The sequence below is a fragment of the Bradyrhizobium sp. CCGUVB23 genome, assembly GCF_024199885.1.
Taxonomy (GTDB): Bacteria; Pseudomonadota; Alphaproteobacteria; order Rhizobiales; family Xanthobacteraceae; genus Bradyrhizobium.
On the sequence record NZ_JANADQ010000001.1, the window covers coordinates 4,526,164 to 4,550,010 of the forward strand.

At 65.2% G+C, this 23,847-nt stretch carries 23 protein-coding genes and 1 other RNA gene; 11 read left to right on the forward strand and 13 right to left on the reverse strand.

From position 1 onward, the window contains the following. The first annotated feature begins 83 nt into the window (after positions 1–83). The 3 genes from NLN62_RS20740 to NLN62_RS20750 all read left to right on the forward strand — a co-directional run bounded on the left by NLN62_RS20740 (position 84) and on the right by NLN62_RS20750 (position 4,672). Positions 84–1,400 carry a UDP-glucose/GDP-mannose dehydrogenase family protein gene (locus NLN62_RS20740; protein ID WP_254110002.1) on the forward strand — a complete coding sequence of 439 codons (1,317 nt, stop codon included), beginning with the start codon at positions 84–86 and terminating at the stop codon, positions 1,398–1,400. 153 nt (positions 1,401–1,553) lie between these two features. Continuing rightward, positions 1,554–4,031, forward strand: coding sequence for an ATP-dependent helicase HrpB (gene hrpB, locus NLN62_RS20745; protein ID WP_254110003.1), 2,478 nt, complete (start codon positions 1,554–1,556; stop codon positions 4,029–4,031). Positions 4,032–4,156: 125 nt separating this feature from the next. After that, entirely contained in the window at positions 4,157–4,672 is a 516-nt protein-coding gene (locus tag NLN62_RS20750; RefSeq protein WP_027520828.1) for a TIGR02281 family clan AA aspartic protease, read from the forward strand. A gap of 32 nt (positions 4,673–4,704) precedes the next feature. Here the strand turns inward: NLN62_RS20750 and NLN62_RS20755 are convergent, their stop codons facing one another. Next, the gene (locus NLN62_RS20755; RefSeq protein ID WP_254110004.1) at positions 4,705–5,331 is read right to left on the reverse strand and encodes a transglutaminase-like cysteine peptidase; all 627 of its coding nucleotides are present in this window, start codon (positions 5,329–5,331) and stop codon (positions 4,705–4,707) included. Positions 5,332–5,767: 436 nt separating this feature from the next. On the opposite strand from NLN62_RS20755, the gene NLN62_RS20760 reads away from it, so the two are divergent. After that, a complete protein-coding gene (locus tag NLN62_RS20760; protein WP_254110005.1) occupies positions 5,768–7,267 on the forward strand; it encodes a phosphomannomutase/phosphoglucomutase in 1,500 nt (499 codons plus the stop codon). A 169-nt stretch (positions 7,268–7,436) separates the two neighbouring features. Here NLN62_RS20760 and NLN62_RS20765 read toward each other — a convergent pair whose 3' ends face one another. The 9 genes from NLN62_RS20765 to NLN62_RS20805 all read right to left on the reverse strand — a co-directional run bounded on the left by NLN62_RS20765 (position 7,437) and on the right by NLN62_RS20805 (position 15,068). Beyond that, positions 7,437–7,946 carry an Lrp/AsnC family transcriptional regulator gene (locus tag NLN62_RS20765; protein ID WP_027520825.1) on the reverse strand — a complete coding sequence of 170 codons (510 nt, stop codon included), beginning with the start codon at positions 7,944–7,946 and terminating at the stop codon, positions 7,437–7,439. Positions 7,947–8,045: 99 nt separating this feature from the next. Beyond that, positions 8,046–8,966 (reverse strand): sugar kinase, encoded by a 921-nt coding sequence (locus NLN62_RS20770; protein WP_254110006.1) that lies wholly within the window; start codon positions 8,964–8,966, stop codon positions 8,046–8,048. A gap of 12 nt (positions 8,967–8,978) precedes the next feature. Beyond that, positions 8,979–9,923 carry an NAD(+) diphosphatase gene (nudC, locus tag NLN62_RS20775; protein WP_027520823.1) on the reverse strand — a complete coding sequence of 315 codons (945 nt, stop codon included), beginning with the start codon at positions 9,921–9,923 and terminating at the stop codon, positions 8,979–8,981. Positions 9,924–9,950: 27 nt separating this feature from the next. Then, complete coding sequence (locus NLN62_RS20780) at positions 9,951–10,370, reverse strand: HIT domain-containing protein (RefSeq protein WP_027520822.1); 420 nt, start codon at positions 10,368–10,370, stop codon at positions 9,951–9,953. 272 nt (positions 10,371–10,642) lie between these two features. Continuing rightward, positions 10,643–11,770, reverse strand: a complete 1,128-nt coding sequence (locus tag NLN62_RS20785) for a muconate cycloisomerase family protein (RefSeq protein WP_027520821.1) — start codon at positions 11,768–11,770, stop codon at positions 10,643–10,645. Further along, positions 11,767–12,522: an SDR family NAD(P)-dependent oxidoreductase gene (locus NLN62_RS20790; RefSeq protein ID WP_254110007.1), complete on the reverse strand. Its 756-nt coding sequence runs from the start codon at positions 12,520–12,522 to the stop codon at positions 11,767–11,769. The genes NLN62_RS20785 and NLN62_RS20790 overlap by 4 nt, the downstream gene beginning before the upstream one ends. Then, positions 12,522–13,328 carry an amino acid ABC transporter ATP-binding protein gene (locus tag NLN62_RS20795; protein ID WP_254110008.1) on the reverse strand — a complete coding sequence of 269 codons (807 nt, stop codon included), beginning with the start codon at positions 13,326–13,328 and terminating at the stop codon, positions 12,522–12,524. The genes NLN62_RS20790 and NLN62_RS20795 overlap by 1 nt, the downstream gene beginning before the upstream one ends. Continuing rightward, complete coding sequence (locus NLN62_RS20800; protein WP_254110009.1) at positions 13,325–13,987, reverse strand: amino acid ABC transporter permease; 663 nt, start codon at positions 13,985–13,987, stop codon at positions 13,325–13,327. The genes NLN62_RS20795 and NLN62_RS20800 overlap by 4 nt, the downstream gene beginning before the upstream one ends. Positions 13,988–14,207: 220 nt before the next feature. Then, the gene (locus tag NLN62_RS20805; RefSeq protein WP_027520817.1) at positions 14,208–15,068 is read right to left on the reverse strand and encodes a transporter substrate-binding domain-containing protein; all 861 of its coding nucleotides are present in this window, start codon (positions 15,066–15,068) and stop codon (positions 14,208–14,210) included. 179 nt (positions 15,069–15,247) lie between these two features. On the opposite strand from NLN62_RS20805, the gene ffs reads away from it, so the two are divergent. The 5 genes from ffs to NLN62_RS20830 all read left to right on the forward strand — a co-directional run bounded on the left by ffs (position 15,248) and on the right by NLN62_RS20830 (position 18,810). Beyond that, positions 15,248–15,344, forward strand: an RNA gene (gene ffs, locus NLN62_RS20810) — signal recognition particle sRNA small type. 96 nt (positions 15,345–15,440) lie between these two features. Further along, entirely contained in the window at positions 15,441–17,276 is a 1,836-nt protein-coding gene (locus NLN62_RS20815; RefSeq protein WP_254110010.1) for a DNA polymerase III subunit gamma/tau, read from the forward strand. Between the two features lie 144 nt (positions 17,277–17,420). After that, complete coding sequence (locus tag NLN62_RS20820) at positions 17,421–17,741, forward strand: YbaB/EbfC family nucleoid-associated protein (protein ID WP_027520815.1); 321 nt, start codon at positions 17,421–17,423, stop codon at positions 17,739–17,741. A gap of 1 nt (position 17,742) precedes the next feature. Further along, positions 17,743–18,345, forward strand: a complete 603-nt coding sequence (gene recR / locus NLN62_RS20825; protein WP_027520814.1) for a recombination mediator RecR — start codon at positions 17,743–17,745, stop codon at positions 18,343–18,345. A gap of 30 nt (positions 18,346–18,375) precedes the next feature. After that, positions 18,376–18,810, forward strand: coding sequence for a hypothetical protein (locus tag NLN62_RS20830; protein WP_027520813.1), 435 nt, complete (start codon positions 18,376–18,378; stop codon positions 18,808–18,810). A gap of 136 nt (positions 18,811–18,946) precedes the next feature. Here NLN62_RS20830 and NLN62_RS20835 read toward each other — a convergent pair whose 3' ends face one another. The 3 genes from NLN62_RS20835 to NLN62_RS20845 all read right to left on the reverse strand — a co-directional run bounded on the left by NLN62_RS20835 (position 18,947) and on the right by NLN62_RS20845 (position 21,994). Further along, a complete protein-coding gene (locus NLN62_RS20835; protein ID WP_027520812.1) occupies positions 18,947–20,320 on the reverse strand; it encodes an MFS transporter in 1,374 nt (457 codons plus the stop codon). 86 nt (positions 20,321–20,406) lie between these two features. Continuing rightward, positions 20,407–20,709, reverse strand: coding sequence for a GIY-YIG nuclease family protein (locus NLN62_RS20840; RefSeq protein ID WP_027520811.1), 303 nt, complete (start codon positions 20,707–20,709; stop codon positions 20,407–20,409). A gap of 88 nt (positions 20,710–20,797) precedes the next feature. Then, complete coding sequence (locus tag NLN62_RS20845; RefSeq protein ID WP_027520810.1) at positions 20,798–21,994, reverse strand: DNA recombination protein RmuC; 1,197 nt, start codon at positions 21,992–21,994, stop codon at positions 20,798–20,800. Between the two features lie 170 nt (positions 21,995–22,164). Here NLN62_RS20845 and def point away from each other — a divergent pair, with 170 nt between their 5' ends. After that, the gene (gene def, locus NLN62_RS20850; protein WP_027520809.1) at positions 22,165–22,692 is read left to right on the forward strand and encodes a peptide deformylase; all 528 of its coding nucleotides are present in this window, start codon (positions 22,165–22,167) and stop codon (positions 22,690–22,692) included. Positions 22,693–22,827: 135 nt separating this feature from the next. Then, on the forward strand, positions 22,828–23,763 hold the full coding sequence (gene fmt, locus NLN62_RS20855) for a methionyl-tRNA formyltransferase (protein WP_027520808.1): 936 nt from the start codon (positions 22,828–22,830) through the stop codon (positions 23,761–23,763). Positions 23,764–23,847: the final 84 nt, after the last annotated feature.

The window sequence follows — 23,847 nt, forward strand, 5'->3', positions numbered from 1 at the left end:
CAGCCTCTTCCCCGCGGACATGAAAATGCTCTAAGACCGCTGCGAAGCATCATTATGCGTTAACCAAGACGGGCAGGTTTTTCATGCGAATTGCCATGATCGGCACGGGATATGTGGGGCTGGTTTCCGGTGCGTGCTTTGCGGATTTCGGCCATGACGTCACCTGCGTCGACAAGGACGAGCGCAAGATTGCGGCGCTCCACCGCGGCGAGATCCCGATCTACGAGCCGGGGCTCGACTCGCTGGTCGAGACCAATGTGAAGGCCAAGCGCCTGAGCTTCACGACCGATCTTTCGGGGCCGGTGGCGGAGGCGGAGGCCGTGTTCATCGCGGTCGGTACGCCGTCGCGGCGCGGCGATGGTCATGCCGACTTGTCTTACGTCTACGCTGCCGCGCGCGAGATCGCTGCGTCACTCTCCGGTTTCACGGTCATCGTCACCAAGTCGACCGTTCCGGTCGGCACCGGCGATGAGGTCGAACGCATCATCCGCGAGACCAATCCGAAGGCCGATGTGGTGGTCGCGTCCAACCCCGAATTCCTGCGTGAGGGCGCGGCGATCCGCGATTTCAAATTCCCGGATCGCATCGTGGTCGGCACTAATGACGAGCGTGGTCGAAAAGTGATGAGCGACATCTACCGTCCGCTGTCGCTGAACCAGGCGCCGCTGATGTTCACCGCGCGCCGCACCGCGGAGATGATCAAATACGCCGCCAACGCGTTTCTGGCGACCAAGATCACCTTCATCAACGAGATCGCCGATTTGGCCGAGAAGGTCGGCGCGAACGTCCAGGAGGTCGCGCGCGGCATTGGTCTGGACAACCGCATCGGCACCAAGTTCCTGCATGCGGGCCCGGGCTTCGGCGGCTCCTGCTTCCCGAAAGACACCAAGGCCCTGATCAAGATCGCGCAGGACTATGACGTGAGCCTGCGCATCGTCGAGGCGGTGCTTGCCGTCAACGAGAACCGCAAGCGCGCGATGGCGCGCAAGGTCAGCCACGCGCTCGGCGGCGCGCTGCGCGGCAAGACCATCGGCGTGCTCGGTCTCACCTTCAAGCCCGACACCGACGACATGCGCGATGCGCCCTCGATCCCGCTCGTCACCGGTTTGCTGGACCAGGGTGCGAAGGTGCGCGCCTATGACCCGGTCGGCATGGAGCAGGCCAAGCACGAGTTGCCGGCCATCGACTATTGCGAAGATGCGTATGCCTGCGCCAAGGGCGCGGACGCGCTGGTCATCGTCACCGAATGGGTGCAGTTCCGCGCGCTCGATCTCGACCGGTTGAAGGAGACCATGGTGCAGCCCGTCGTGGTCGATTTGCGCAACATCTACCGTCCCGAAGACATGGAAGCCGCGGGCTTCGTCTATGAGAGCGTGGGACGGCCTGCCGGGCAGGTTTGACGATAGGCCGTCGCAACGATTCCGTCATGGCCGGGCTTGTCCCGGCCATCCACGTCTTGTTCACTCCGCGCTAAAGAAACGTGGATGCCCCGGGACGTTTGGTGCGAAGACGTACTTCGCGCTTTTGCCCGGGCAGGACGAACGGATAGCGCATTGCCTCGCAGCTTCGACACGCCCCTCCCGATCGATGCGGTGCTCGACGACCTGTCGCGCACGCTGGACAAGCACAACGCTGCCGTGCTGGTGGCGCCGCCCGGCGCCGGCAAGACCACGCGCGTTCCGCTGGCGCTGCTGGATGCGCCCTGGGCCAGGGGTAAGAAGATCGTCGTGCTGGAGCCGCGGCGCATCGCGGCGCGCGCTTCCGCCGACCGCATGGCCAAATCGCTCGGCGAGCGCGCCGGCGAGACCGTCGGCTATCGCGTCCGCTTCGGCTCGAAAATCTCGCGCGCGACCCGCATCGAGGTGGTGACGGAGGGCATCTTCACCCGCCAGATCCTCGACGACCCCGAGCTGACGGGCGTCGCCGCCGTCCTGTTCGACGAATTCCACGAGCGCTCGCTCGATGCCGACCTCGGCCTCGCGCTGGCGCGCGATGCGCAACTGGGCCTGCGCGAGGATTTGCGTATCCTCGTGATGTCGGCGACGCTGGACGGCGCCCGGGTGGCGAGACTGCTGGGGGAAGCGCCCGTCGTCGAGAGCGAGGGCCGCGCGTTCCCGGTCGAGACGCGCTATCTCGGTCGAAAGGCAGATGCGCCGCTGGAGCGGCAGATGGCGGATGCGATTGCCTCCGCGCTGCGCGCCGATGCCGGCTCGGTGCTGGCGTTCCTGCCCGGCGCGGCCGAGATCCGGCGCACGCAGAACTTTCTCGCCGAGCGCGTCCATGATGCTGCAATCGAGATCGTGCCGCTGTTCGGCGCGCTGGATGCCGCCGTGCAGGACCGCGCCATCGCGCCGGCTCCCAAAGGCACGCGCAAGGTGGTGCTGGCGACCTCGATCGCGGAGACCTCGCTCACCATCGAGGGCGTGCGCATTGTCGTGGATTCCGGCCTCGCCCGCGTGCCGCGCTATGAGCCCGATATCGCCTTGACGCGGCTCGAGACTGTTCGTGCCTCGCGCGCCGCGGTCGATCAGCGCCGCGGCCGCGCCGGCCGCACCGAGCCCGGCGTGTGCTACCGGCTCTGGGACGAGCCGCAGACCGCCTCGCTCGCGCCCTACACCCAGCCTGAAATTCTGAGCGCGGACCTCTCCTCGCTCGTGCTCGATCTCGCGCAATGGGGCGTGAGCGACGCCTCGGCACTCTCGTTCCTCGATCCGCCGCCTCAGCCCGCCTGGAAAGAGGCAAAGAGCCTGCTTGCCGAGCTCAACGCGCTCGATGCCGACGGTCGCATCACGGCGGAAGGCAAGAGCCTGCGCGCGCTGGCGCTGCCGCCGCGGCTCGCGCGCATGATCGTGGATTCGCATCGCGCTGGCAGCGGCGAGGCCGCCGCCGAAATCGCCGCCATCCTCACCGAGCGCGGGCTCGGCGGCGACAGCGTCGATCTCGACCACCGTCTCGATCAATTCCGCCGCGACCGCTCGCCTCGCGCCAGCAGCGCCCGCGACCTCGCACGGCGCTGGGCCTCGCAAGTCGCATCATCGGAGAAAGGGACGCCGGGGCAGGGCGACTTGCGCACCGGCATTATGCTCGCCTACGCCTTCCCCGACCGTGTCGCGCGCAACCGTGGCAACGGCAGCTTCGTGCTCGCCAATGGCCGCGGCGCGGCCGTCGAGCAGACGTCTTCGCCTGCGCGCGCGCCCTATATAGCGGTGGCCGAGATGACGGGCACGGCGGCGAGCGGGCGCATCCTCCTTGCCGCGCCGATCAGCGAGGGCGACATCGAAGGCCATTTCGCCGAGCACATCGAAACCTCGGACGAGATTTCTTTTGATCGCGGCGCGATGGCGCTGCGCGCACGCCGCAAACGCGCGCTGCACGCCATTACGTTGTCTGAGGCACCCCTCACGCTCACGCCGTCCGAGACGACGGCCCGCATTCTCGCCGACGGCCTGATCGCCGCCGGCCTCGACCGGCTGCCCTGGTCGAAAGCCGCCATCCAATGGCGCGACCGCGTGATGTTCCTGCGCAAGGCCGAAGGCGAGAGCTGGCCCGATCTGTCCGACGACGCCCTGATCGCGCGGCGCGATGACTGGCTGGTGCCTGCGCTCTACGACAAGACGGCGCTGAAGGACGTCTCCGCCGGCGACCTCTCCGACGCGCTGATGGCGCTGTTGCCGTGGGAGCTGCGCGCCCGGCTCGAACGCGAGGCGCCCACCCATTTCGAGGCGCCGACCGGGACGATGCTCGCGATCGACTATGAGGCCGAGCAGGGGCCGACCATCGCCGTGCGGCTCCAGGAACTGTTCGGCCTCAACAGCCATCCATCGATCGCGGGCGGCAAGGTGCCGCTCGTTCTGGAACTGCTGTCGCCGGCGCAGCGCCCGGTGCAGGTGACGCGCGACCTGCCCGGTTTTTGGCGCGGCAGTTACATCGCGGTCCGCTCCGATCTGCGCGGGCGCTATCCGCGCCATCCCTGGCCGGACGATCCGGCGAACGCTCTGCCCACCCGGCGCGCCAAGCCGCGCGGGACGTAATTCCATAAGCCTGCATTAACCCTTCCGTCACGCTTTTCGCCAAAATGGCGGCGCCCCGGTCGCAGGCTCGCTCGCGGACGGGCGCGTAGCGTGATGAAATCGTGTTTTCGGTTCCGAGTGGTGTCATGCGTAACATTATGATCTTCGCGGCCATCTTGATCGGGCTGGGCACATTCATGGCGCAGATGGCCGACAAGATGAGCTCGGCCTCCGCCACCTCGGTGCCGCGCCAGATGGCCGCCGTGCAGGCCGCCGCGCCGCAAGCGAACAATCGCAGCGTCAGCATCCCGCGCGACGCCCGCGGCCATTTCCAGACGGAAGGGCGGATCGACGGTCAGCGCATCGCCTTCATGGTCGACACCGGCGCTTCCGTGGTGGCGCTGAACGAGACATCGGCTGCCCGCTTCGGCCTGCGCCCGTCGCGCGGCGATTACAACGCGAAGGTCACGACCGCCAACGGCACCATCAAGGCCGCGCGCGCCCGCATCGCCATGCTCGACGTCGGCGGTCTCATCGTTCGCGACGTCGATGCCATGGTTCTGCCTGACGAGGCGCTGTCCGAGAATTTGCTCGGCCTCTCCTTTCTGTCCAAGCTGAGGCGCTTCGAATATGCCAACGGCCAGATGGTGCTGGAACAGTAGGCGAGCGCCTCGGTCCAACGCCTGACGGCGCCCTATACGCTACGCGGCGCGACGATGCTCCAATATCGCGGGTTGCTCGGCGATTGAATTCGAATCCAGCGATAGGGTGCGCGTGGCCACGGTCTGATCTGCGCCGTCAAATTATCCAGAATCAGGTCGCCGCTCTGCGTTCGAACGACCAGAACCAGGTGATGCTTGCCCCAGACGGTCTCGACCTCGCTGAGCAGAAGCGCCCGCTCGGGCCAGCCTCGGCTCAGAAGCCTGTGGCGCTTGCTGACGGCGTAGTCGTTGCAGTCGCCGCGCTTGGGGTCGATGAGCCAGACCTCCGTTGCCAGGCCCCCTTCGTTCGGTTCCGAGATGATGGCGTTGTTAACGGTCGCGTTGACCTCTTTCAGATCTTCCCATCGCGCCTCGGTCAAGTGCACCGGACCGCCACGAAACATCAGGCGGGGGCGGCATTCGTCCCGGTAGTGCAGGCAGAACACCGTGTATGCCATCGGAGGAAGCGTCGGATCGCCAAACTTGAGGTGCAGAGGCATGGACGGGGGACCGGTCGGCAGGCCCGGCAACCTCTCGTTTGCCGATTGAGCGGTCGTCATTTGGCAGATCGACAAGATCATGCCGGCTGCAATCGCAGCCAGGATCGACGCCGTGCGCATGCTTTGTCTCCTACGCGTTACGTCGTGGAGAGAGCTCGAGACGAGGCTTGAATTAATGCTCTAATGATCAGTCAGGCCGCGTCCTGCGCCATGGCGATTGTGGATCGTTCACCGGGCGAGACGGAGTAATCCTGGGTGGGATATGCGCGATCGGCCCGATTGGTTTCAACACGACCTCGCGATCAGAGATTGTGAGACACAAGGTGCACATCCGCGAGCGGATCGATCATGGTCGAGAACTCTGGCCGACAACTTTGCCGAACCGTTCCGCGCGCTCCGAGCCGCGCTTCGCTCCGAGCCGCGCTTGAAGTAAGGTTTCTCCGTTACCAAACTGCCGCAATTATTAGCCATAAGCCGCCGATCCCGCCTTCCGCTCGGCCTGAGCATTCGCTATGGCTGCGGTATATTCCTCCTGCCTGTTAACGAGATTGTCTCGATGTTTCCCACGCCGAAATCCGCGCTGCTGCCCAACACCTATGCCTTCGAATCCGAGCCCATGGTGAAGCCCACCGGCTTCCGCGAATACGACGCGCGCTGGCTGTTCAACAAGGAAATCAACCTGATGGGGGTGCAGGCGCTCGGCATGGGGCTGGGTGCGCTGATCGCCGAACTCGGCGTCCGCCAAGAGATCGTCACCGGGCACGATTTCCGCGGCTATTCGGCCTCGATCAAATATGCGCTGATCTCCGGCCTGATGGCGGCGGGCTGCAGGGTGCATGACATTGGCCTCGCCGTGACGCCGATGGCCTATTTTGCACAGTTCGACCTGGATGTGCCCTGCGTCGCCATGGTCACGGCCTCGCACAACGACAATGGCTGGACCGGCGTGAAGATGGGTGCCAACCGTCCGCTGACCTTCGGCCCCGACGAGATGACGCGGCTGAAGGAGATCGTGCTGGGCGCCGATTTCAAGAACAAGGCCGGCGGCTCCTATCAGTTCCACGAAAATTATCCGGCGCGCTACATCGCCGATCTCACCAGCCGGCCGAAGCTGAAGCGCAAGCTCAAGGTCGTCGCGGCCTGTGGCAACGGCACCGCCGGCGCGTTCGCGCCGCAGGTGCTGGAAGCGATCGGCTGCGAGGTGATCCCGCTCGACACCGAGCTCGATCACACCTTCCCGAAATACAATCCGAACCCCGAGGACATGGAGATGCTGCACGCGATCCGCGATGCGGTGCTGCATCACAAGGCCGACGTCGGCCTCGGCTTCGACGGCGACGGCGACCGCTGCGGCGTCGTCGACAACACCGGCGAGGAGATCTTCGCCGACAAGGTCGGCGTGATGCTGGCGCGCGACATGTCGGCGATCCACAAGGACGCGCAGTTCGTCGTCGACGTGAAGTCGACCGGCCTGTTCATCACCGATCCCGTGCTCCAGAAGCAGGGTGCGAAAACGGCATATTGGAAGACTGGCCATTCCTACATGAAGCGCCGTACCAACGAGATGGGCGCGCTTGCCGGCTTCGAGAAGTCGGGCCATTTCTTCTTCAACAAGCCGTTCGGGCGCGGCTATGACGATGGCCTCGTCTCCGCGATCGCGATCTGCGACATGCTCGACCGCGCCCCCCGCAAGTCGATGGCCGATCTGAAGAACGCCCTGCCAAAAACCTGGTCGTCGCCGACCATGTCGCCGCATTGCGCGGACGAGGTCAAATACGGCGTCATCGATGCCGTGGTGAAGCATTTCGAAGGCCTGCACGAGAAGGGCGCCAAGATCGGCGGTCAGGCGATCCGTGACCTCGTCACCGTCAACGGCGTGCGTGTCACGGTGGAAGACGGCAGCTGGGGCCTGGTGCGCGCGTCCTCGAACAAGCCCGAGCTCGTCGTCGTGGTCGAAAGCCCCGTCTCCGAGCAGCGCATGCGCGACATGTTCGAGATGGTGGACGGCGTGCTGCGCACGCATCCGGAAGTCGGCGAGTACAATCAGAAGATTTGAGGCGGCTCGAGGGAGGCGTGATCGATGCCTTCCTCTCCGCTGTCATGCCCCGGCTCGACCGGGGCATCCAGTACGCCGCAGCTTCTCCGTATTCAATCGCCGTCTCTGGAATACTGGATCGCCCGGTCGACCCGGGCGATGACAGTTCTCTTGTGGTGAGATTCGAAGCCTAAGCCGCCACCACCGCCGGGATCGGGAGTGCGGTGACCGACTTGATCTTCTCCATGGCGAAGCGCGAGGTGACGTTCTTGAGCGGCACGGCGCTGATCAGCTTCTTGTAGAAGACGTCATAGGCCTGCATGTCCGCGACCACGACGCGCAGCATGTAATCGACGTCGCCGGCCATGCGGTAGAACTCCATCACCTCGGGCATGGCGCTGACGGCCTCGGCGAATTTCTTCAGCCAGGCCTCCGAATGGTCGGCGCTCTCCACCGAGACGAACACGGAGATGCCGAGCCCGATCTTGTTCTGGTCGACCAGCGCCACCCGTTTGAGGATCACCCCATCGGCCTCGAGGCGCTGGATGCGCTTCCAGCAAGGCGTGGACGAGAGCCCGACCCGGTCGCCGATCTCGGCGACCGACAGGGAGGCGTCCTCCTGGAGTACCATCAGAATCTTGCGGTCGATGGCGTCGAGGCGGCGGTTGGTCTCTGGGAGTTGGACGGCGAGGTCGCTCATTTGAGGAACTTTTTTCCATTTCAGGGGTCGAAACACCTCATATATAGAAAAATCTTCTAGAGCAAGCCCATATTCCGGGCGACAGGGTGCCCGCGCCGGTCAGCCTCCGAGCAAAAGCCCTTCAACTTCAATGCGTTGCGGGGCGGCCAGGCCGCCACCAAAGCGGGTGCATTTCAGTGCCGCCGCGGCCGCGGCGAATTGCAGCGCCTCCCGCGCATCCCGGCCTTCGGCGAGGCGAAGGGCAAAGGCGCCATGGAAGACGTCGCCTGCGCCGAGCGTATCCACGGCGTGGACCGGAAAGGCCGCCATCTCCTCCGGCTCGCCCCGCTCATTCAGCCAGATCGTTCCACGCGGGCCGCGGGTGGCGGCGAGGAATGCCGGCGTCAGCCTCGTCAGCGTCTTTAGCGCCCCACCGTCGTCGGCAACAGCAGCCGTTTCCTGTAGCTGCTCGCTGGCGAACAGGATGTGCGAGGCGGCGGCGAAGAGGCCATCGCCCGGCGACATCGCACGGTCGACGCCCATGATGACGGGAATGCCGCGGCGTCGCGCCTCGGCGCAGAGGGAAAGGGCGAATTCGGCGCAGCGGCTCTCGACCAAAATGGCGTCGCAATCGCCGAGCAGCGCGTCGGCTTCAGGCAGCTTCACCGTCCACAGCTTGGGATCGCGATAGATGACGAGAGTGCGCTCGCCGCTCGCGTCGATCATGATCGCCGAGACCGGCGTCGTCAGGCCCGGCATGCGCACGACGTGCCTGACATCGATGCCCTCTTGCGCCATGCGTTCGAGGATGAAGCCGCTCGAGGTCTCCTGCGCATCGCCCATCGGCCCGACCAGCGCAGCGCGGCCGCCCAGCCGCGCGATGGCGATCGCGGCGTTGAGCGCATTGCCGCCGCAGATCTCCTCCAGATGCGTGGCGTTCGCCTTGCTGCCATGCCCGGGCACACCTTCCACGCGGAAGGTGAGGTCGCGCACGGGGATGCCGATGCAGAGGATGCGCGGCGCGATTGTTCTGGCGGACATCGGCCGTCGCAGCTACACGCTGTCCTTGCCCTGCAACCAACGGCCGACCAGATGATGGGCGATGGCGAAGGGGTGCGGGCCGGCAAGCCCCTCCGGATGCGTCCGCGACAACATCAGTCGTGCCTCGTCGCGGCTGAACCAGCGGGCGTCCTCCAGCTCCGAGTGGTCGACGGTGATCTCATCGGTCAGGGCCCGCGCGCTGCAGCCGATCATCAGCGACGACGGATAGGGCCAGGGTTGTGTCATGTAATACGCGACGTCCGTGCAGCGAATGCCGGATTCCTCAAAAATCTCCCTGCGCACCGCGTCCTCGATGGTCTCGGCCGCCTCGACGAAGCCGGCGAGGCAGGAATACATGCCCGGCGGAAACTGCTTCTGGCGGCCGAGCAGGCACTTGTCGCCGGAGGCGACCAGCATGATCACGACCGGGTCGGTGCGCGGAAAATGCTCGGCCTTGCAGGTCGGGCACTCGCGCTTCCAGCCGCCTTCCTTCATCGCGCTGCGGGCGCCGCAATTGGCGCAATAGCCGTGGCGCTGATGCCAGGTGACCATCGACTTCGCCATCGCGATCGCGGATAGCTCCTCGGGGTGGATCGTGCCCTGCATGGCCATGCCGCGCAATTCGGTCACGGCATAGTCCTCACGGCCGATCAGCTTTTCGGCCGCGGCCTGCGGCATGCCCATGCCGAACACCGCGGCGCCATCGCGCAGCCCCAAGAAGATCGTGCCGGGATTGGCGCCGCATTTGATGGCTTCGTCGATCGAGAGCAGGGCGCGGACGCGCTCGCCCTCGCGCCTCACCAGGAGCGAGTCGCGATAGATCACATAAGCGCGCGACGACGGCTTCTGTTCGATCGCGAAGAGTTTTTCCTCATTGAGGCGCAGGTGCGCGGCGCGATCGAGGACATTGGTGACGAAGGCCGGCTGTCCCAGCGGGAACGAGTCGAATGCTGACATTATTGTTCTTTCAACCCAATCGTTCTTTCAACCCAACCAGATCTTGCGGCGAAGCGCGCTGATGAAATTCTGCACCTCTTCGGCATCATGCGCCAAGGGCGGCATCACGCCCCAGACCGGGCGTGGCCACGCCGCATCGCTGGTGCGGCGCGCGATGATGTGCACGTGAAGCTGCGGCACGAGGTTGCCGAGGGCTGCGACGTTGAGCTTGTCGCATTTGGTGATCTCCTTCAGCGCGCGGGAGACGCGCGTGATCTCGGTCATCAATTGCGCCTGCTGGACCTCGTCGAGATCGATGATCTCGACCGCATCCGCGCGCCGCGGCACCAGCAACAGCCACGGGTAATGCGCGTCCTTGATGACAAGCACTTTCGACAACGGCAGGTCGCCGATGTCGATGGTGTCCTCTTTCAGACGGGAGTGCAGCGACCAGGCGGGATCAGGCATGAAGAGTGTCCGGATGGCCCGACAGGCTCGGGCGGCAAGGGCAGGAACCCCAAGTATTTTGCCCCGACCATACGCCACGGATTCCCATAGGGGAAGGATCGCGCTCCGCAGGAGCGGCATGCTCTGCTGTCGTCCCCGCGAAGGCGGGGACCCATAGCCACAGGGAGCAGTTGTGGCGCGAGATATCGGTTACAGTCTCGCCTCCCAACCTGATCCTGTGGTTATGGATTCCGGGCTCGCGCTTCGCGCGCCCCAGAATGACGGCGTGTCATTTACGCCTCCGCCAGCACGCGCGCGTTGGCGCGGATAGAGGCTTCGCTGACGCGGATGCCGAGGCCGGGACCATCGGGCACGACGACATGGCCGCCGCGGTTGGGGATGCGCTCCTCCAGGACGTCCTCGGCCAGCACGTGATGCGGCATGTAGAATTCGCAGCCGAGCGAGATGCCGGGCGTTGCCGCGATGAGCTGCGTGCCGGCAGCGAGCCCGATGCCGCCTTCCCACAGCGTGCCGCCATAGCCGGGCAGCCCGGCAACGTCGGCAATCGCCATGATGGCCTGTGCCTCGAACAGGCCGCCGGCCTTCATCAGCTTGATCGAGACGGCGTCCGCGGCTTGCCGGCGCACCACCTCCATCATGTCGCGGCGGTCAAAGCAGCTTTCGTCGGCGAGAACAGGCGTTTCCAGCGCTGATGTTAGCTGTGCCATGACGTCGAGATATCTACGCGGCACCGGCTGCTCGATGAAGGTCGGTGAAAACTGCTCGACGTCGCGCAGGATCTTGATCGCGCCGAACGGCGCCAGGGCCTGGTTGTAGTCGACGCGAAGGTCGACCTTGTCGCCGAATTCCTTGCGGATCGCCGAGAGGTGATCGAGGTCCTCGCGATGAGGCTTCACACCGGTCTTGACCTTGTAGATGACGTTGCCGTCCGGAACCATTTTGCGCATGCGCTCGAGGTCGGCGGCGAAATCGGGATCGGCAATCGAGAAGGAGAGGGGGATCGTGTCGCGCACGCGGCCGCCGAGCAGGTCGGCGACCGAAAGTCCCGCCGACTTGCCGACGATGTCGAGCAGCGCCGTCTCGATCGCGACTTTTGCTTCCGCATGGCCGACCAGCGCGCGGTCGAGCTCCGCCATCAGTGCGCGGATGCGGCGCACCGGCTTGCCGAGCAGGATCGGACGCAAGTAGATGTCGAGCGCGGAGAACGCCGCTTCCGGCGTTCCCGTGAACACCTCCCACGGCGCCGCTTCGCCCCAACCGACCACACCGTCGCTTGCGGTGAGCTCGAGCAGCACGCGCTTCACCGTGCCCTTGACGTTGCCGACGCCCTGGAGGCGCGCCATCTTGATCGGGCTTTCGATCAGGAACAGGCGAAGCCGCGCGACGGTTGCTTCGGTCATGCCAGGCCTCCATTGACGTGCCAGACCTGGCCGGTGACGTAGGATGCCTTCGGTGATGCCAGGAAGGCGATGATCTCGGCCACTTCCTCCGGGCGGCCGCGACGGCGCATGGGAATCAACGCTTCCGTTGCGGCGATCTGTTCGGGCGAAAGCCGGCTCGAGCTCGGCTTGTCCTTGACGATGAGGCCCGGCGCCACCGCATTGACTGCGATGCCGTCGCTGGCCAGTTCAACTGCGGTGAGCCGCACCAAGGCTTCCAGCGCGGAGCGGCTTGCGGCGGTCGCCGCGAATGGCGCGAAGTCGGGGCGGATCGCGTGCGCCACGAACGACGACACCGCCACGATCCGCGCGTCGTGCCCCGCACGCAATAGCGGAAGCGCGGCCTCCACCAGCCGCGTGAAGGCGAGCGCTGACTCGTCCATCGCGCGGCGGAACTCGTCCGCCGGCGTGCCGATCGCGCTGCCACGGCGGGCATGGCCGCCCACGAGGACGAGCGCGTCGAGCCGGCCGAAGGCGGCTTGCGCGGCCGCGACGGCATCAGCCGCGGCTCTCTCCTCAGCGAAGTCGCCAAGACATTTTGCAATCGTCGCGCCGCGCGCTTCGGCCTCGGCGGCCGTAGCATCGAGGCCGGTTGCGTTCGAGCGTGTGTGCAGCAGGAGCGCAGTGCCGGGCGCTGCCAGGAGCTTTGCCGTGGCGCGGCCGATGCCGCTGGCGGCGCCGGTGACGAGATAAACGCGGTTGATCTCGGGCATCACGATGTCACGTTGGCCGGCGGCAATGCGCCGGTGCGGTGGAAATGGCTGAGGAAGGCCCGCGTCGCGGCCTCGCGCGGGGCATCGATCACCTGCCGCGCCGGGCCGTCCTCGACCACGACGCCGTCGCGCATGAACACGACGCGGCCCGCGACCTCGCGGGCGAAAGCGATTTCGTGAGTCACGATCACCATGGTCATGCCTTCGGAGGCGAGCTGCTGCATCACGCCCAGCACCTCGCCGACGAGCTCGGGATCGAGCGCGGAGGTCGCTTCATCGAAGAGCATGACGTCCGGCTCCATGGCGAGCGCCCGCGCGATCGCGACGCGCTGCTTCTGTCCGCCCGAAAGCGTCGCCGGATATTGATCGGCCTTTTCCAGAAGCCCGACTTTTGCCAATTGCGCTCGCGCCAGTTTTTCCGCGTCTGCCTTCGGCATGCGGCGCACCGTGACGGGTCCTTCCATCACGTTTTGCAGCGTCGTCATGTGCGGGAACAGGTTGAAGTGCTGGAACACCATGCCGGTGCTGGCGCGGAATTTTGCCAGCGTCTTCACATCCGGCAGCTTCGCGCCTTCACCGAACGCGAACCGCGTCTCGCCGACGCGGACGCTGCCGCCGTTCGGCACGACCAGCAGATTGATGCAGCGGAGCAGCGTCGACTTGCCCGAGCCCGACGGCCCGATCAGCGCGACCACGCCGCCCTTGGCGACGTCGAGGTTGATGTTCTTCAGCACCTCGTTGCTGCCGAAGCTTTTGCGCAAGCTTCGGATCTCGATCTTGCAAGTATCTTTGGACGTATCGCTCATTCGCTGACCGCCAGGCGCTTCTCGCCCCGCCGCACGATGATGGTCAGGGGAATCAGGATCGCGGCATAGGCGAGCGCCACCGCGGTGTAGGTCTCGAGCGGCCGGTAGCTGTCATGCGCGGCGACCTGGCTCTGATAGACGAGGTCGGGCACGGCGAGCACCGAGACCAGCGAGGTGTTCTTGAACTGGATGATCGACTGGTTCATCAGCGCCGGGATCATGCGCTTGATCGCCTGCGGCAAGACGATGCGCATCATGGCCTGGCGCGGCGTCATGCCGAGCGCGGCGCCCGCTTCCGACTGGCCGCTGTCGATCGAGACGATGCCGCCGCGGATGATCTCCGAATAGAACGAGCCGCCATAGAGCGACAGCGCCAGCGCCGAGGCCGTGATCGGCGTCATTTCGACGCCTGCCAGGATCGGCAGCGCGTAGTAGAACCAGATCAGCTGCACCAGGATCGGCGTGCAGCGGAACGCCTCGACGAAGGTCAGCGCAATGCCGCGCAGCCAGCCAAAGCGCGACAGCATCGCGAGCGCGGCGATGAGGCCGAACAGCAGCCCGAGCAGCACGATGACCACGGTGAAGCCGACGGTGACGCCGAGCCCGTTGAGGAAGAGCCAGCGATAGCCCCAGAGGATGCCGAAGTCCCACTGATACATGTCTTCCGGACCTCAGCCTTGAGGACGTTTGGATTGGCGGAGCCGCAGTCTCACTGCACCTCTCCCGGTTGCGGGAGAGGTCGGCGCGAAGCACCGGGTGAGGGCTCTCTCCATTGCCGGAGTCTCTTTGTGGAAGCACCCTCACCCCAACCCTCTCCCGCAAGCGGGAGAGGGGGCGCAGTGCCAATCGCGGATCGAGCTTGCCTCAAACTCATCCTACCTACAGCGTCACGCCCGGCGGAATGTCCGCCTCCGTCACGCCCACGAGCTCCATGTTGGTGAGGATCGCGGTGCGGATGAAGCCGAGGCCCTTGTTGAAGTCGATCCAGGTGTTGACGTAGTCGCGCCAGGTCTTGTCGGTCTCGCGGCGGAAGCCGGCGTTCGAGGTGGTGGCGAAGATCGGCGTCGGCAGCACGAACTGGCCGAGCGAGGGATTCTTCTTCAGCACCGTCAGCGAGAGCATGGTGATCAGGCACTGCGCGTCGACGCGGCCGGTCTGCAGCGCGGCGGTGGCGTCATCGGCGGTCTTCAGGCGCGAGATCTGCGCCTTCGGGATCAGGCGGCTGACGACCTGGTCGTGCGAGGAGCCCTGGTCGACGGCGATCTTGATGTCGGGCGAGTTCAGCTCGGCCCAGGTCTTCGGCTTGAAATCCTTCTTGGCGAGGAAGCCGAAGGCGTTGTTGAAGACGGGAATCGAGAAATCGACCACCAGCGCGCGCTTCGGGGTCGGATTGAGGCCGAAGAAGATGTCGATCTTGTTGGACTGGAGATCGAGCACCGAATTGCCCCAGGTGGTCTCGGTGATCTCGAGCTCGGCTTCCATGTCGTCGGCGAGCGCCTTGGCGATGTCGATGTAAAAACCCTTCCACTGCCCGCTGGCGAGGTCCTTCATGTAATAGGGCGCGCCGCCATTGACCGCGCCGATCCGCATCTTCTTGGTGCGGCGGATGCGGGCGAAGGTGGATTCGCTGGCATCGGGGGCCGTCTGCGCCGCCGCCGGGGATGCGACCGCGCCTGCCGCCATTGCCGCGCCGACCGCGCCAAGCCCGACAATCGATGCAACATCACGACGTGTAACCATTTTTGGTATCGCTTTTCTGATTGGGTGAAGTTCCGGCAGCGTTCATACCAAGGCGGCACCATCAGTGAAAGCACAGCCTCTTGGCGCTTTGGGCGGGGATTTGCCCGGATGCTGGGCAGGCTGATACCCGATCCGATACCCGCTTGCTTTCCGGCCCTTTTGGCCCCAAATAGGGACCGGGAGATTGGCGGTGGACGAGCCACTCGCCAACCGGGTCAGGTCCGGAAGGAAGCAGCCCTAACGAGGTCCGGATCGGGTCGCTCGTCAGTCTCCTACCTGTTTTTTCGAGCGAATTGCGCCGGCGGGCTCCCCGCCAGCGCGCTCCTTTCCGCAAAAAAGCCGGCCGAGAGACATTTCATTGCGGATCGACCGATGACCGACGCTGGCGCCCCTATCGACCCTGACAGCGCCAGCCAGGCTGGCTTTGAGCTCGGCGCCCAGCCGGGGACGCCGTACCGGGTGCTGGCGCGAAAATACCGTCCTTCCAGCTTCGACGATCTGATCGGCCAGGAGGCTGTGGTCCGCACCGTCTCCAATGCATTCGAGACCGGGCGTATTCCGCAGGCCTGGATCCTCACCGGCGTTCGCGGCGTCGGCAAGACCACCACCGCGCGCATCCTCGCCCGTGCGCTCAACTATGAGATGCCGGACGGCTCGGTGAAGGGCCCGACCATCCACATGCCGACGCTGGGCGTGCACTGCCAGGCGATCATGGAAAGCCGGCACATGGACGTGCTGGAGATGGACGCCGCGTCGCACACCGGCGTTGATGACGTCCGCCAGATCAACGACAGCGTGCGCTATGCGCCGGCCAGCGCCCGCTACAAGGTCTACATCATCGACGAAGTCCACATGCTGTCGACGGCGGCGTTCAACGCCTTCCTGAAGACGCTGGAGGAGCCGCCGGAGCACGCCAAGTTCGTGTTCGCGACCACCGAGATCCGCAAGGTTCCGGTGACCGTGCTGTCGCGCTGCCAGCGCTTCGACCTGCGCCGGGTCGAGGCCGATGTATTGATGAAGCATCTTGCCAATATCGCCGCGAGGGAAAGCGTCGAGATCGAGCCCGAGGCGCTTGGCATCATCGCCCGCGCGGCGGAAGGTTCCGTGCGCGATTCGCTCTCGCTGCTCGACCAGGCAATCGCCCATGCGGCGGGCCAGGTGAAGGCCGACGCAGTGCGGCAGATGCTGGGCCTTGCCGACCGCACCCGCGTCATCGACCTCTTCGATTCGCTGGTGCGCGGCGACATCGCCGCCGCCTTCAACGAGTTCCGCGACCAGTACGACACCGGTGCCGATCCCATCGTCGTGCTCTCGGACCTCGCCGAATTCGTCAACTTCGTCACCCGCGTCAAGATCGTGCCAGCCACCGCCGACAACGTCGCCTATGGCGAGACCGAGCGGCTGCGCGCGCGCGACTTTGCGTCCAAGATCTCGATGCGCGTCTTGTCGCGGATGTGGCAGATGCTGCTCAAGGGCATCACCGAGGTGCAGTCCGCGACGCGCCCGGCGGCCGCCGCGGAGATGGTGCTGGTCCGCATCGCCTATGTCGCCGATCTGCCGACGCCAGACGAAGCAATCAGGATGCTGGAGCAGAACGGCGGCGCTTCGCCGGTCGTGAGCGGCGGAAGCGCGGCGCGCAGCACGCCGACCGCGCCGGTTGCTTCTGCTGCGCCGGTGCGCGCGCCTTCGTCGCCGTCCTCATTCGGCGGTGGCGCGCGGCCGCAAATGGCAGCGCCCGCGCCGGAGATCCAAGGCTCGGCGCCCGCGCTGCGCATCACGAGCTTCACCCAGCTCGTCGCGCTCGCCGGCCAGAAGCGCGACCTCATGACCAAGGGCGCGCTCGAAAGCGACATGCGCCTCGTCCGTTTCGAGGAGGGCCGGCTGGAAGTCGCGCTCGAGCCGAACGCCTCCAAGACCATGATTTCCGAACTCGCGCGCAAGTTCGAGCTCTGGACCGGCCGCCGCTGGACGGTGATCGTGTCCAACGAGCAGGGCCAGCCGACACTGCGCTCGATCAACCAGGCCGCCAAGCAGGAGCACGCGCGGACCGCGGAGGCCGATCCACGCGTGCAGGAGGTGCTGTCGCGCTTCCCAGGCGCCAAGGTTGTCGAGGTCCGCAGGCTTGCCCCCGAGACGCCGGAATCCAATATTAACGCCGACTATGGCAGTGACGATCCGCCCGACGGTTCCGACATCGACGATCTCTAGAGCATGATCCGGATCCGAAGGGCCGCGTTAGCGCAAAGTGTGCAGCGGTGTTCCGGGAAGATCATGCTCAAACAAAATGCTAAAGCGTGTGTCATCGCGCTTTAGTCAGTTTTAAGGACACACCCGTTTTAAGGACAAGAACTCATGGCTGATTTTCTCGGCATGATGAAGCAGGCGGCGCAGCTGCAATCCAAGATGCAGGCGATGCAGGACGAGCTCGGCAATGTCGAGGTCGAGGGCATCTCCGGCGGCGGCCTGGTTGCGGTGCGCATGACCGCGAAGATGGACGTCAAGGGCGTCAGGATCGATCCATCGCTCTTGAAGGCTGAGGAGCGCGAGGTGCTTGAGGATCTGCTCGTCACCGCACTCGGCGATGCGCGCCGCAAGGCGGAAGCCGCCATGCAGGAGAAGATGCAGGCGCTCACCGGCGGGCTCGGCCTGCCGCCGGGCCTGTTCGGCCAGTGACATGGGAGCCGTTGCCGGTCCCGAGATCGAACGCCTGATCCAGCTTCTGGCGCGGCTGCCCGGTTTGGGCCCGCGCTCGGCGCGGCGCGCCGCGCTGCACCTGATCAAGAAGCGCGAAGCGCTGATGATGCCGCTCTCCGCCGCCTTGCAGGTCGCGCTCGACAAGGTCCAGGTGTGCAAGACCTGCGGCAATATCGATACGCAAAGTCCCTGCACGGTCTGCACCGACCCGCGGCGCGACCCCGCCATCATCGTCGTGGTCGCCGATGTCGCCGATCTCTGGGCGCTGGAGCGGGCCAATGCGACGCAAGGGCGTTATCATGTGCTTGGCGCGACATTGTCGCCGCTCGACGGCGTCGGCCCGCAGGATCTCACCATCGACGCGCTGGTCGCCCGCGCGCATGATCCGCAGGTGCACGAGATCATATTGGCGCTGAACGCGACGGTGGACGGCCAGACCACGGCGCATTACATCACCGACCTGCTTCAGGACGCCAACGTAAAAGTAACCCGGCTCGCCCATGGTGTGCCAGTCGGCGGCGAGCTTGATTATCTCGATGAAGGTACGCTATCGGCGGCAATGCGGCAGCGGACCCTGTTCTAGCTATTCCCTTAAGACGACGGAACGGACGACATGACGAAACGATTCGCCAAACGGCTGGCTTTGGTCGCGACGATGATGATGCTGGTGACGCCGGCCGTCTCGGCGCAGCAGGACGATGGTGCTCCGCCGCCGTCAAAGCCCGGCAAGCCGATCAACAACGGCGATGTGCTCTCCGGCGAGCTGAACACGATGCAGGTTCGCGATGCCAAGAAGGGCAAGAAGGTCGCGACCTACCAGATCACGTCCGAGCCGCGGCGGCTGCCCGCGCCCAGCGGGCTGTGCAATCTCGAGACCGGCCCCGAGACATTCCAGCTCGTCACTTCCAGCGACGCGCAGGCCGCGCAGTTGAAATCATTCGTCGGCAAGGAAATTTCCGTGAAGGTCGACGAGGTCGCCTGCGCCAGCGATCCCGGCCAGGTGAGCGAGGCCGTGATCACGAAATGGAGCCTGGTGAAGAAGCAGTAGGGGACGCGCCAATAACTCGGTGTCGTCGCCCGGCTTGACCGGGCGACCCAGTACGCCGCGGCGGTCGTAATAGATCTCGACGTCTCTGGAATACTGGATGCCCCGCCTTCGCGGGGCATGACGGATACCGTGATTGCTACACCCGCACCGGCCCAAGCGTCTCGAAATGTCCGCGCTTCTGCAAATATGCGAGCAGGATCAGGCTGGGCACCGCGACGACCACGCAAATCATGAAGAACAGTGGCCAGCCCGTCATCTTCGCCACGAAGCCGGCGCCTGACGAGAGATAGGTGCGCCCGACAGCGGCCAGTGCAGTGAGCAGCGCATATTGCGTCGCCGTGTGCAGCGGGTTCTGGCACAGCGCGGAGAGATAGGCGACGAAGATCACGGTGCCGATGGCGCTGGTGAAGTTCTCGCAGGTAATCGCAAAGGCGAGCGCCCATTGATTGGTGCCGACCAGCGCGAGCCACGAGAAGGACAGGTTCGCGATCGCCTGCACCACGCCGCCGATCCACAGGCTCGTTGCCAGCGAATAGCGCCGCGCGACGAAGCCGCCGGCAAAGCCGCCGATCAGGGTTGCGGCAAGACCGACGCCCTTTACGATCGCCGCGTAGTCGTTGCGGGAGAAGCCAAGGTCGATCACGAACGGCGCCGTCATGGTGCCGGAGAACGCATCGGTGAACTTGAACAGCACCACGAAAGCGAGCGCGGCGAGCGCATCCTTGCGCGACAGGAATTCCGAGAAGGCGCCGATCGCAGCGTGCATGACGCGGACGAATGCCGTCTCGGTCTGCGTTGCGGCTTCGGCCTTTGCGGATTGTGCAGGCTCGGTGGCGAGGAGCGCGGTGATCGTGCCGATCAGCACCATCGCCGCCATCACCACATAGCCCCACATCCACGCCGACGGCTTCGGAATGCCGGTGCTTTCGAAGCCGGATACGATGAACAGCGCGCCCGCGGTCGAGACCAGCATGCCGATGCGATAGGCCGCCACATAGGAGGCCATGCCGGCGGCCTGCTCGCTCTCGGGCAGGCTCTCGACGCGGAAGGCGTCGACCACGATGTCCTGCGTCGAGGAAGTCGTTGCGACCAAGAGCGCGCCGAGCGCGACGAAGAACGGCGAGCGCGCAGGATCGGTCAGCGCCAGCAGCAGGATCGAGATGATCAGCAGGAGCTGCGAGAACAGCAGCCAGCCGCGGCGTCGCCCGAAGGCGCGGGTGAACAGCGGCACATGCAGCGCATCCACCAGCGGCGCCCAGAGGAACTTCAGCGTATAGGGCGTACCGACCAGCGCGAACAGCCCGATGGTGCCGAGATCGACGCCGGATTCCCGCATCCACACCAGCAGCGTCGAGCCCGACAGCGCCAGCGGCAGGCCGGAGGAGAAGCCGAGAAACAGCACGATCAGCACCCGCGGCTGCAGGTACACGGCCAGGCTGTCGCGCCAGGAGGCGGCGGGAGCATCGGCGGTTGCCGGGGCAGTTCCGGAAGTCGCGTCGGGTGCGGTCATGGGGAGGTGTTAGCAGATTCTGGCGGCCACAAGTGAGGCGTCGTCGCCCGGCTTGACCGGGCGACCCAGTATTCCAGAGACCGGAATTATAAAGGACCAGCGATCCCCGGGTAGAGATCGTTCCAGTTCGGATTGTCTTTCTCGATGAGCGCGATCTTCCATGCGCGCTTCCATTTCTTCAAGCGCTTCTCGCGCTTGATCGCATTCTCGGGATCATCGAACTGCTCGAAATAGACCAGCTTCACGATGTCGTATTCCTTCGTAAAGCTATCGACCAATTTCAGCCTATGCTCGGCCACCCGGCGGACCAAATCATTGGTCACACCGATATAAAGCGCACCGCCGATCTTGCTGGCGAGGATGTAGACGTAGTAGCAGCGTGCGCCCATCTGCCGCCTCTGGGATGCTGGGTCGCCCGGTCAAGCCGGGCGACGACAGCCATATTGGGGTCGCAGGTTACTTTGACTCGGGAGGGAATCACTCCCCCGCCTGGAGCTTGCGCGGGAACAGCTCTGGTGTGGTCGCGACCAGGCGTGGGCCCTCCGGCGCGTCGGTCTTGCTGAAATCGAGCTCCTCGATCCGTCCCGCGCGCTTCTCGATCTTGTCGGCGGAGATCAGGACCTGGCGCACGTCCTCGTTCACATCGGCAAAATGCTTCTGCAGTTTCAGTACGCGGTCGCGCAGGCGGCCGAGATCGTCGCCGAGCTTGATCACTTCGGTGCGGATCTGGTCGGCGGCGTCGCGCATGCGCGCGTCCTTCATGATCTGCTGCATCACCTGGATCGCCAGCATCAGCAGCGAAGGCGAGACCAGCACGACGCGGGCGCGATAGGCCTTCTGGATCACGTCGTCGAAGCCATCATGGATCTCGGCATAGACCGACTCCGACGGCACGAACATCAGCGCCATCTCCTGGGTCTCGCCGGTGACGAGATATTTTTCGGCGATGTCACTGACGTGTTTCATCACGTCGCCGCGCAGCCGCTGCGTGGCGATGCGCCGCTCCTCGTCGGTGCGCGCATCGTGCAGTGCCGTCATCGCCTCCAGCGGAAATTTGGCGTCGATGCAGAGCGGCCGCTGGTCTGGCAGGAACACCACGCAGTCCGGCCGCTTGCCGGTCGAGAGCGTGAACTGGAACTCGTAGGAGCCCTTCGGCAGCCCGTCCTGGACGATTGCCTCCATCCGCGCCTGGCCGAAGGCGCCGCGCGACTGCTTGTTGGCGAGTACGTCGCGCAGGGTGGTCACCTGCGTGGTCAGGTCGGTCAGGTTCTTGTGCGCGCTGTCGATGATGCCGAGCCGCTCGTGCAGCGCGCGCAGGCTCTCCATGGTGTTGCGCGTGGTGTGCTCCATGGACTGGCCGACGCGATGGGTCACCGAATCCAGCCGCTCGTTGACCGCGCGCGCCATCTCGGCCTGGCGGCCGGCGAGCGTCTGCGCCATTGCGTCGACCCGCCCCGAGGCCTCGCTCTGGGCGCGCAGCATCTGGCTGAGGCGCTCCTCCAGCTCGTCGGCCCGGATGGTCTGGGCCATGGCGAGTTCCGCCCCGCGCCGCGAGGACCGCGCGATGACGATGGCGATCACCAGGAGCAGGATGAGGGCCAGCACGCCAAAGCCGATCAGTGCGTCGGCTGTGCGCACCGGCCAGTCGCCAGCGGTAAAAATGATCTCGTTCATGTCAACCCTTCTAGCCGATTCGCGGCAGCGCGCGAACGAAGAGGGAACATTTATGGTTAACCAGCGGTGAATTTTTATGGTTAACGAAGCCCTAATTATTATGGTTAGCAGACCGTTAACGCCGTTCGCCGCCGGATTGACCGCACCGGGCGCGCGGCTTAAATCGCGCCATGGCCCTCAGAGAAATCATCATCCTGCCGGACAAGCAGTTGCGTCTGGTCTCCAAGCCGATTGAGAAGGTCACGGCGGAGATCCGCAAGCTTGCCGACGACATGTTCGAGACCATGTACGACGCGCCCGGCATCGGGCTTGCGGCGATCCAGGTCGCGCAACCCCTGCGTCTGATCACCATGGACCTCGCCAAGCGCGACGAGAGCGGCGAGACCGCGCGAGAGCCGCGCGTCTTCATCAATCCGGAGATCATCGCCTCGTCCGAGGAGCTGTCGGTCTACGAGGAGGGCTGTCTCTCGATCCCCGAATATTACGAGGAGGTCGAGCGGCCTGCGAAGGTGCGGGTGCGCTTCACCGATCTCGACGGCAAGCTGCACGAGGAGGATGCCGAAGGCCTCTACGCCACCTGCATCCAGCATGAGATCGACCATCTCAACGGCGTGCTGTTCGTCGACTACCTGTCGAAGCTCAAGCGCGACCGCGTGTTCAAGAAGTTCGAGAAAGCCGCCAAGCGCGCGGTGGAGTAGGGCTCTCCGTCATTCCGGGGCGATGCGAAGCATCGAACCCGGAATCTCGAGATTCCGGGTTCGGCTCTTCGAGCCGCCCCGGAATGACGGAACGGAGAGACGTGACGGTCGGTATAGCTCGCAGGTTCTTTTCTGATGCCTCTACGCCTCATCTTCATGGGCACGCCCGATTTCTCCGTGCCGACGCTGCTCGAGCTCGTGGCGCACGGCCACGAGATCGTGGCTGTCTACACCCGTGCGCCGAAGCCGGGCGGGCGGCGCGGGCTGCAGTTGCAGCCGACCCCGGTTGAAGACGCCGCGCGAAAGCTTGGCATTCCCGTGTTGACGCCGAAGACCCTGAAGACGCCCGAAGCGCTCGAAGAATTCCGCGCGTTCGATGCCGATGCCGCCGTCGTCGTTGCCTATGGCATGATCCTGCCGCAGGCGATCCTCGATGCACCAAAGCTCGGTTGCTACAATCTGCACGCCTCGCTGCTGCCGCGCTGGCGCGGTGCTGCGCCCATCAACCGCGCGATCATGGCCGGAGACGCCGAGAGCGGCGTCATGGTGATGAAGATGGACGTGGGGTTGGACACCGGCGACGTAGCCATGGCCGAGCGTCTTGCGATTTCTGACACCATGACCGCCGCCGATCTGCACGATCGCCTCGCCCGGCTCGGCGCTGACTTGATGGTGCGTGCGATGGCCGCGCTCGAACGCGGCGCCCTCCAGCTCAAGAAGCAGAGCGAGGACGGCGTCACCTACGCCGCCAAGATCGACAAGGCCGAGGCGCGGATAGACTGGAGCAAGCCGGCCCGCGCGGTGCTGCGTCACATTCACGGCCTGTCGCCGTTTCCCGGCGCATGGAGCGAGCTTGCCGGCGCGAGCGAAAACGCGCGCGTGAAAATCCTGCGCTGTGAGCTCGCAAAGGGGGCGGGCGCGCCGGGCGACGTGCTCGATGAGCAGCTCACGATCGCCTGTGGCGAGGGCGCCATCCGCATCATCGAGCTCCAGCGCGAAGGCAAGGCGCGAATGCAGACGGCGGACTTTCTGCGCGGCGTGCCGCTGAAGGCAGGAGCCAAATTCACCTAACACTGTCATACCCCGCGCTGGCGGGGTATCCAGTACGCCGAGGCCTCTCGGTTGAACGGAGACGCTGCGGCGTACTGATCGCCC

Coding starts and splice junctions, on each gene's coding strand:
- NLN62_RS20740 (WP_254110002.1), top strand. CDS start 84: ATGCGAATTGCCATGATCGGCACGGGATATGTGGGGCTGGTTTCCGGT.
- NLN62_RS20750 (WP_027520828.1), top strand. CDS start 4,157: ATGCGTAACATTATGATCTTCGCGGCCATCTTGATCGGGCTGGGCACA.
- NLN62_RS20755 (WP_254110004.1), bottom strand. CDS start 5,331: ATGCGCACGGCGTCGATCCTGGCTGCGATTGCAGCCGGCATGATCTTG.
- NLN62_RS20760 (WP_254110005.1), top strand. CDS start 5,768: ATGTTTCCCACGCCGAAATCCGCGCTGCTGCCCAACACCTATGCCTTC.
- NLN62_RS20765 (WP_027520825.1), bottom strand. CDS start 7,946: ATGAGCGACCTCGCCGTCCAACTCCCAGAGACCAACCGCCGCCTCGAC.
- NLN62_RS20770 (WP_254110006.1), bottom strand. CDS start 8,966: ATGTCCGCCAGAACAATCGCGCCGCGCATCCTCTGCATCGGCATCCCC.
- nudC (WP_027520823.1), bottom strand. CDS start 9,923: ATGTCAGCATTCGACTCGTTCCCGCTGGGACAGCCGGCCTTCGTCACC.
- NLN62_RS20780 (WP_027520822.1), bottom strand. CDS start 10,370: ATGCCTGATCCCGCCTGGTCGCTGCACTCCCGTCTGAAAGAGGACACC.
- NLN62_RS20785 (WP_027520821.1), bottom strand. CDS start 11,770: ATGACCGAAGCAACCGTCGCGCGGCTTCGCCTGTTCCTGATCGAAAGC.
- NLN62_RS20790 (WP_254110007.1), bottom strand. CDS start 12,522: ATGCCCGAGATCAACCGCGTTTATCTCGTCACCGGCGCCGCCAGCGGC.
- NLN62_RS20795 (WP_254110008.1), bottom strand. CDS start 13,328: ATGAGCGATACGTCCAAAGATACTTGCAAGATCGAGATCCGAAGCTTG.
- NLN62_RS20800 (WP_254110009.1), bottom strand. CDS start 13,987: ATGTATCAGTGGGACTTCGGCATCCTCTGGGGCTATCGCTGGCTCTTC.
- NLN62_RS20805 (WP_027520817.1), bottom strand. CDS start 15,068: ATGGTTACACGTCGTGATGTTGCATCGATTGTCGGGCTTGGCGCGGTC.
- NLN62_RS20815 (WP_254110010.1), top strand. CDS start 15,441: ATGACCGACGCTGGCGCCCCTATCGACCCTGACAGCGCCAGCCAGGCT.
- NLN62_RS20820 (WP_027520815.1), top strand. CDS start 17,421: ATGGCTGATTTTCTCGGCATGATGAAGCAGGCGGCGCAGCTGCAATCC.
- recR (WP_027520814.1), top strand. CDS start 17,743: ATGGGAGCCGTTGCCGGTCCCGAGATCGAACGCCTGATCCAGCTTCTG.
- NLN62_RS20830 (WP_027520813.1), top strand. CDS start 18,376: ATGACGAAACGATTCGCCAAACGGCTGGCTTTGGTCGCGACGATGATG.
- NLN62_RS20835 (WP_027520812.1), bottom strand. CDS start 20,320: ATGACCGCACCCGACGCGACTTCCGGAACTGCCCCGGCAACCGCCGAT.
- NLN62_RS20840 (WP_027520811.1), bottom strand. CDS start 20,709: ATGGGCGCACGCTGCTACTACGTCTACATCCTCGCCAGCAAGATCGGC.
- NLN62_RS20845 (WP_027520810.1), bottom strand. CDS start 21,994: ATGAACGAGATCATTTTTACCGCTGGCGACTGGCCGGTGCGCACAGCC.
- def (WP_027520809.1), top strand. CDS start 22,165: ATGGCCCTCAGAGAAATCATCATCCTGCCGGACAAGCAGTTGCGTCTG.
- fmt (WP_027520808.1), top strand. CDS start 22,828: ATGCCTCTACGCCTCATCTTCATGGGCACGCCCGATTTCTCCGTGCCG.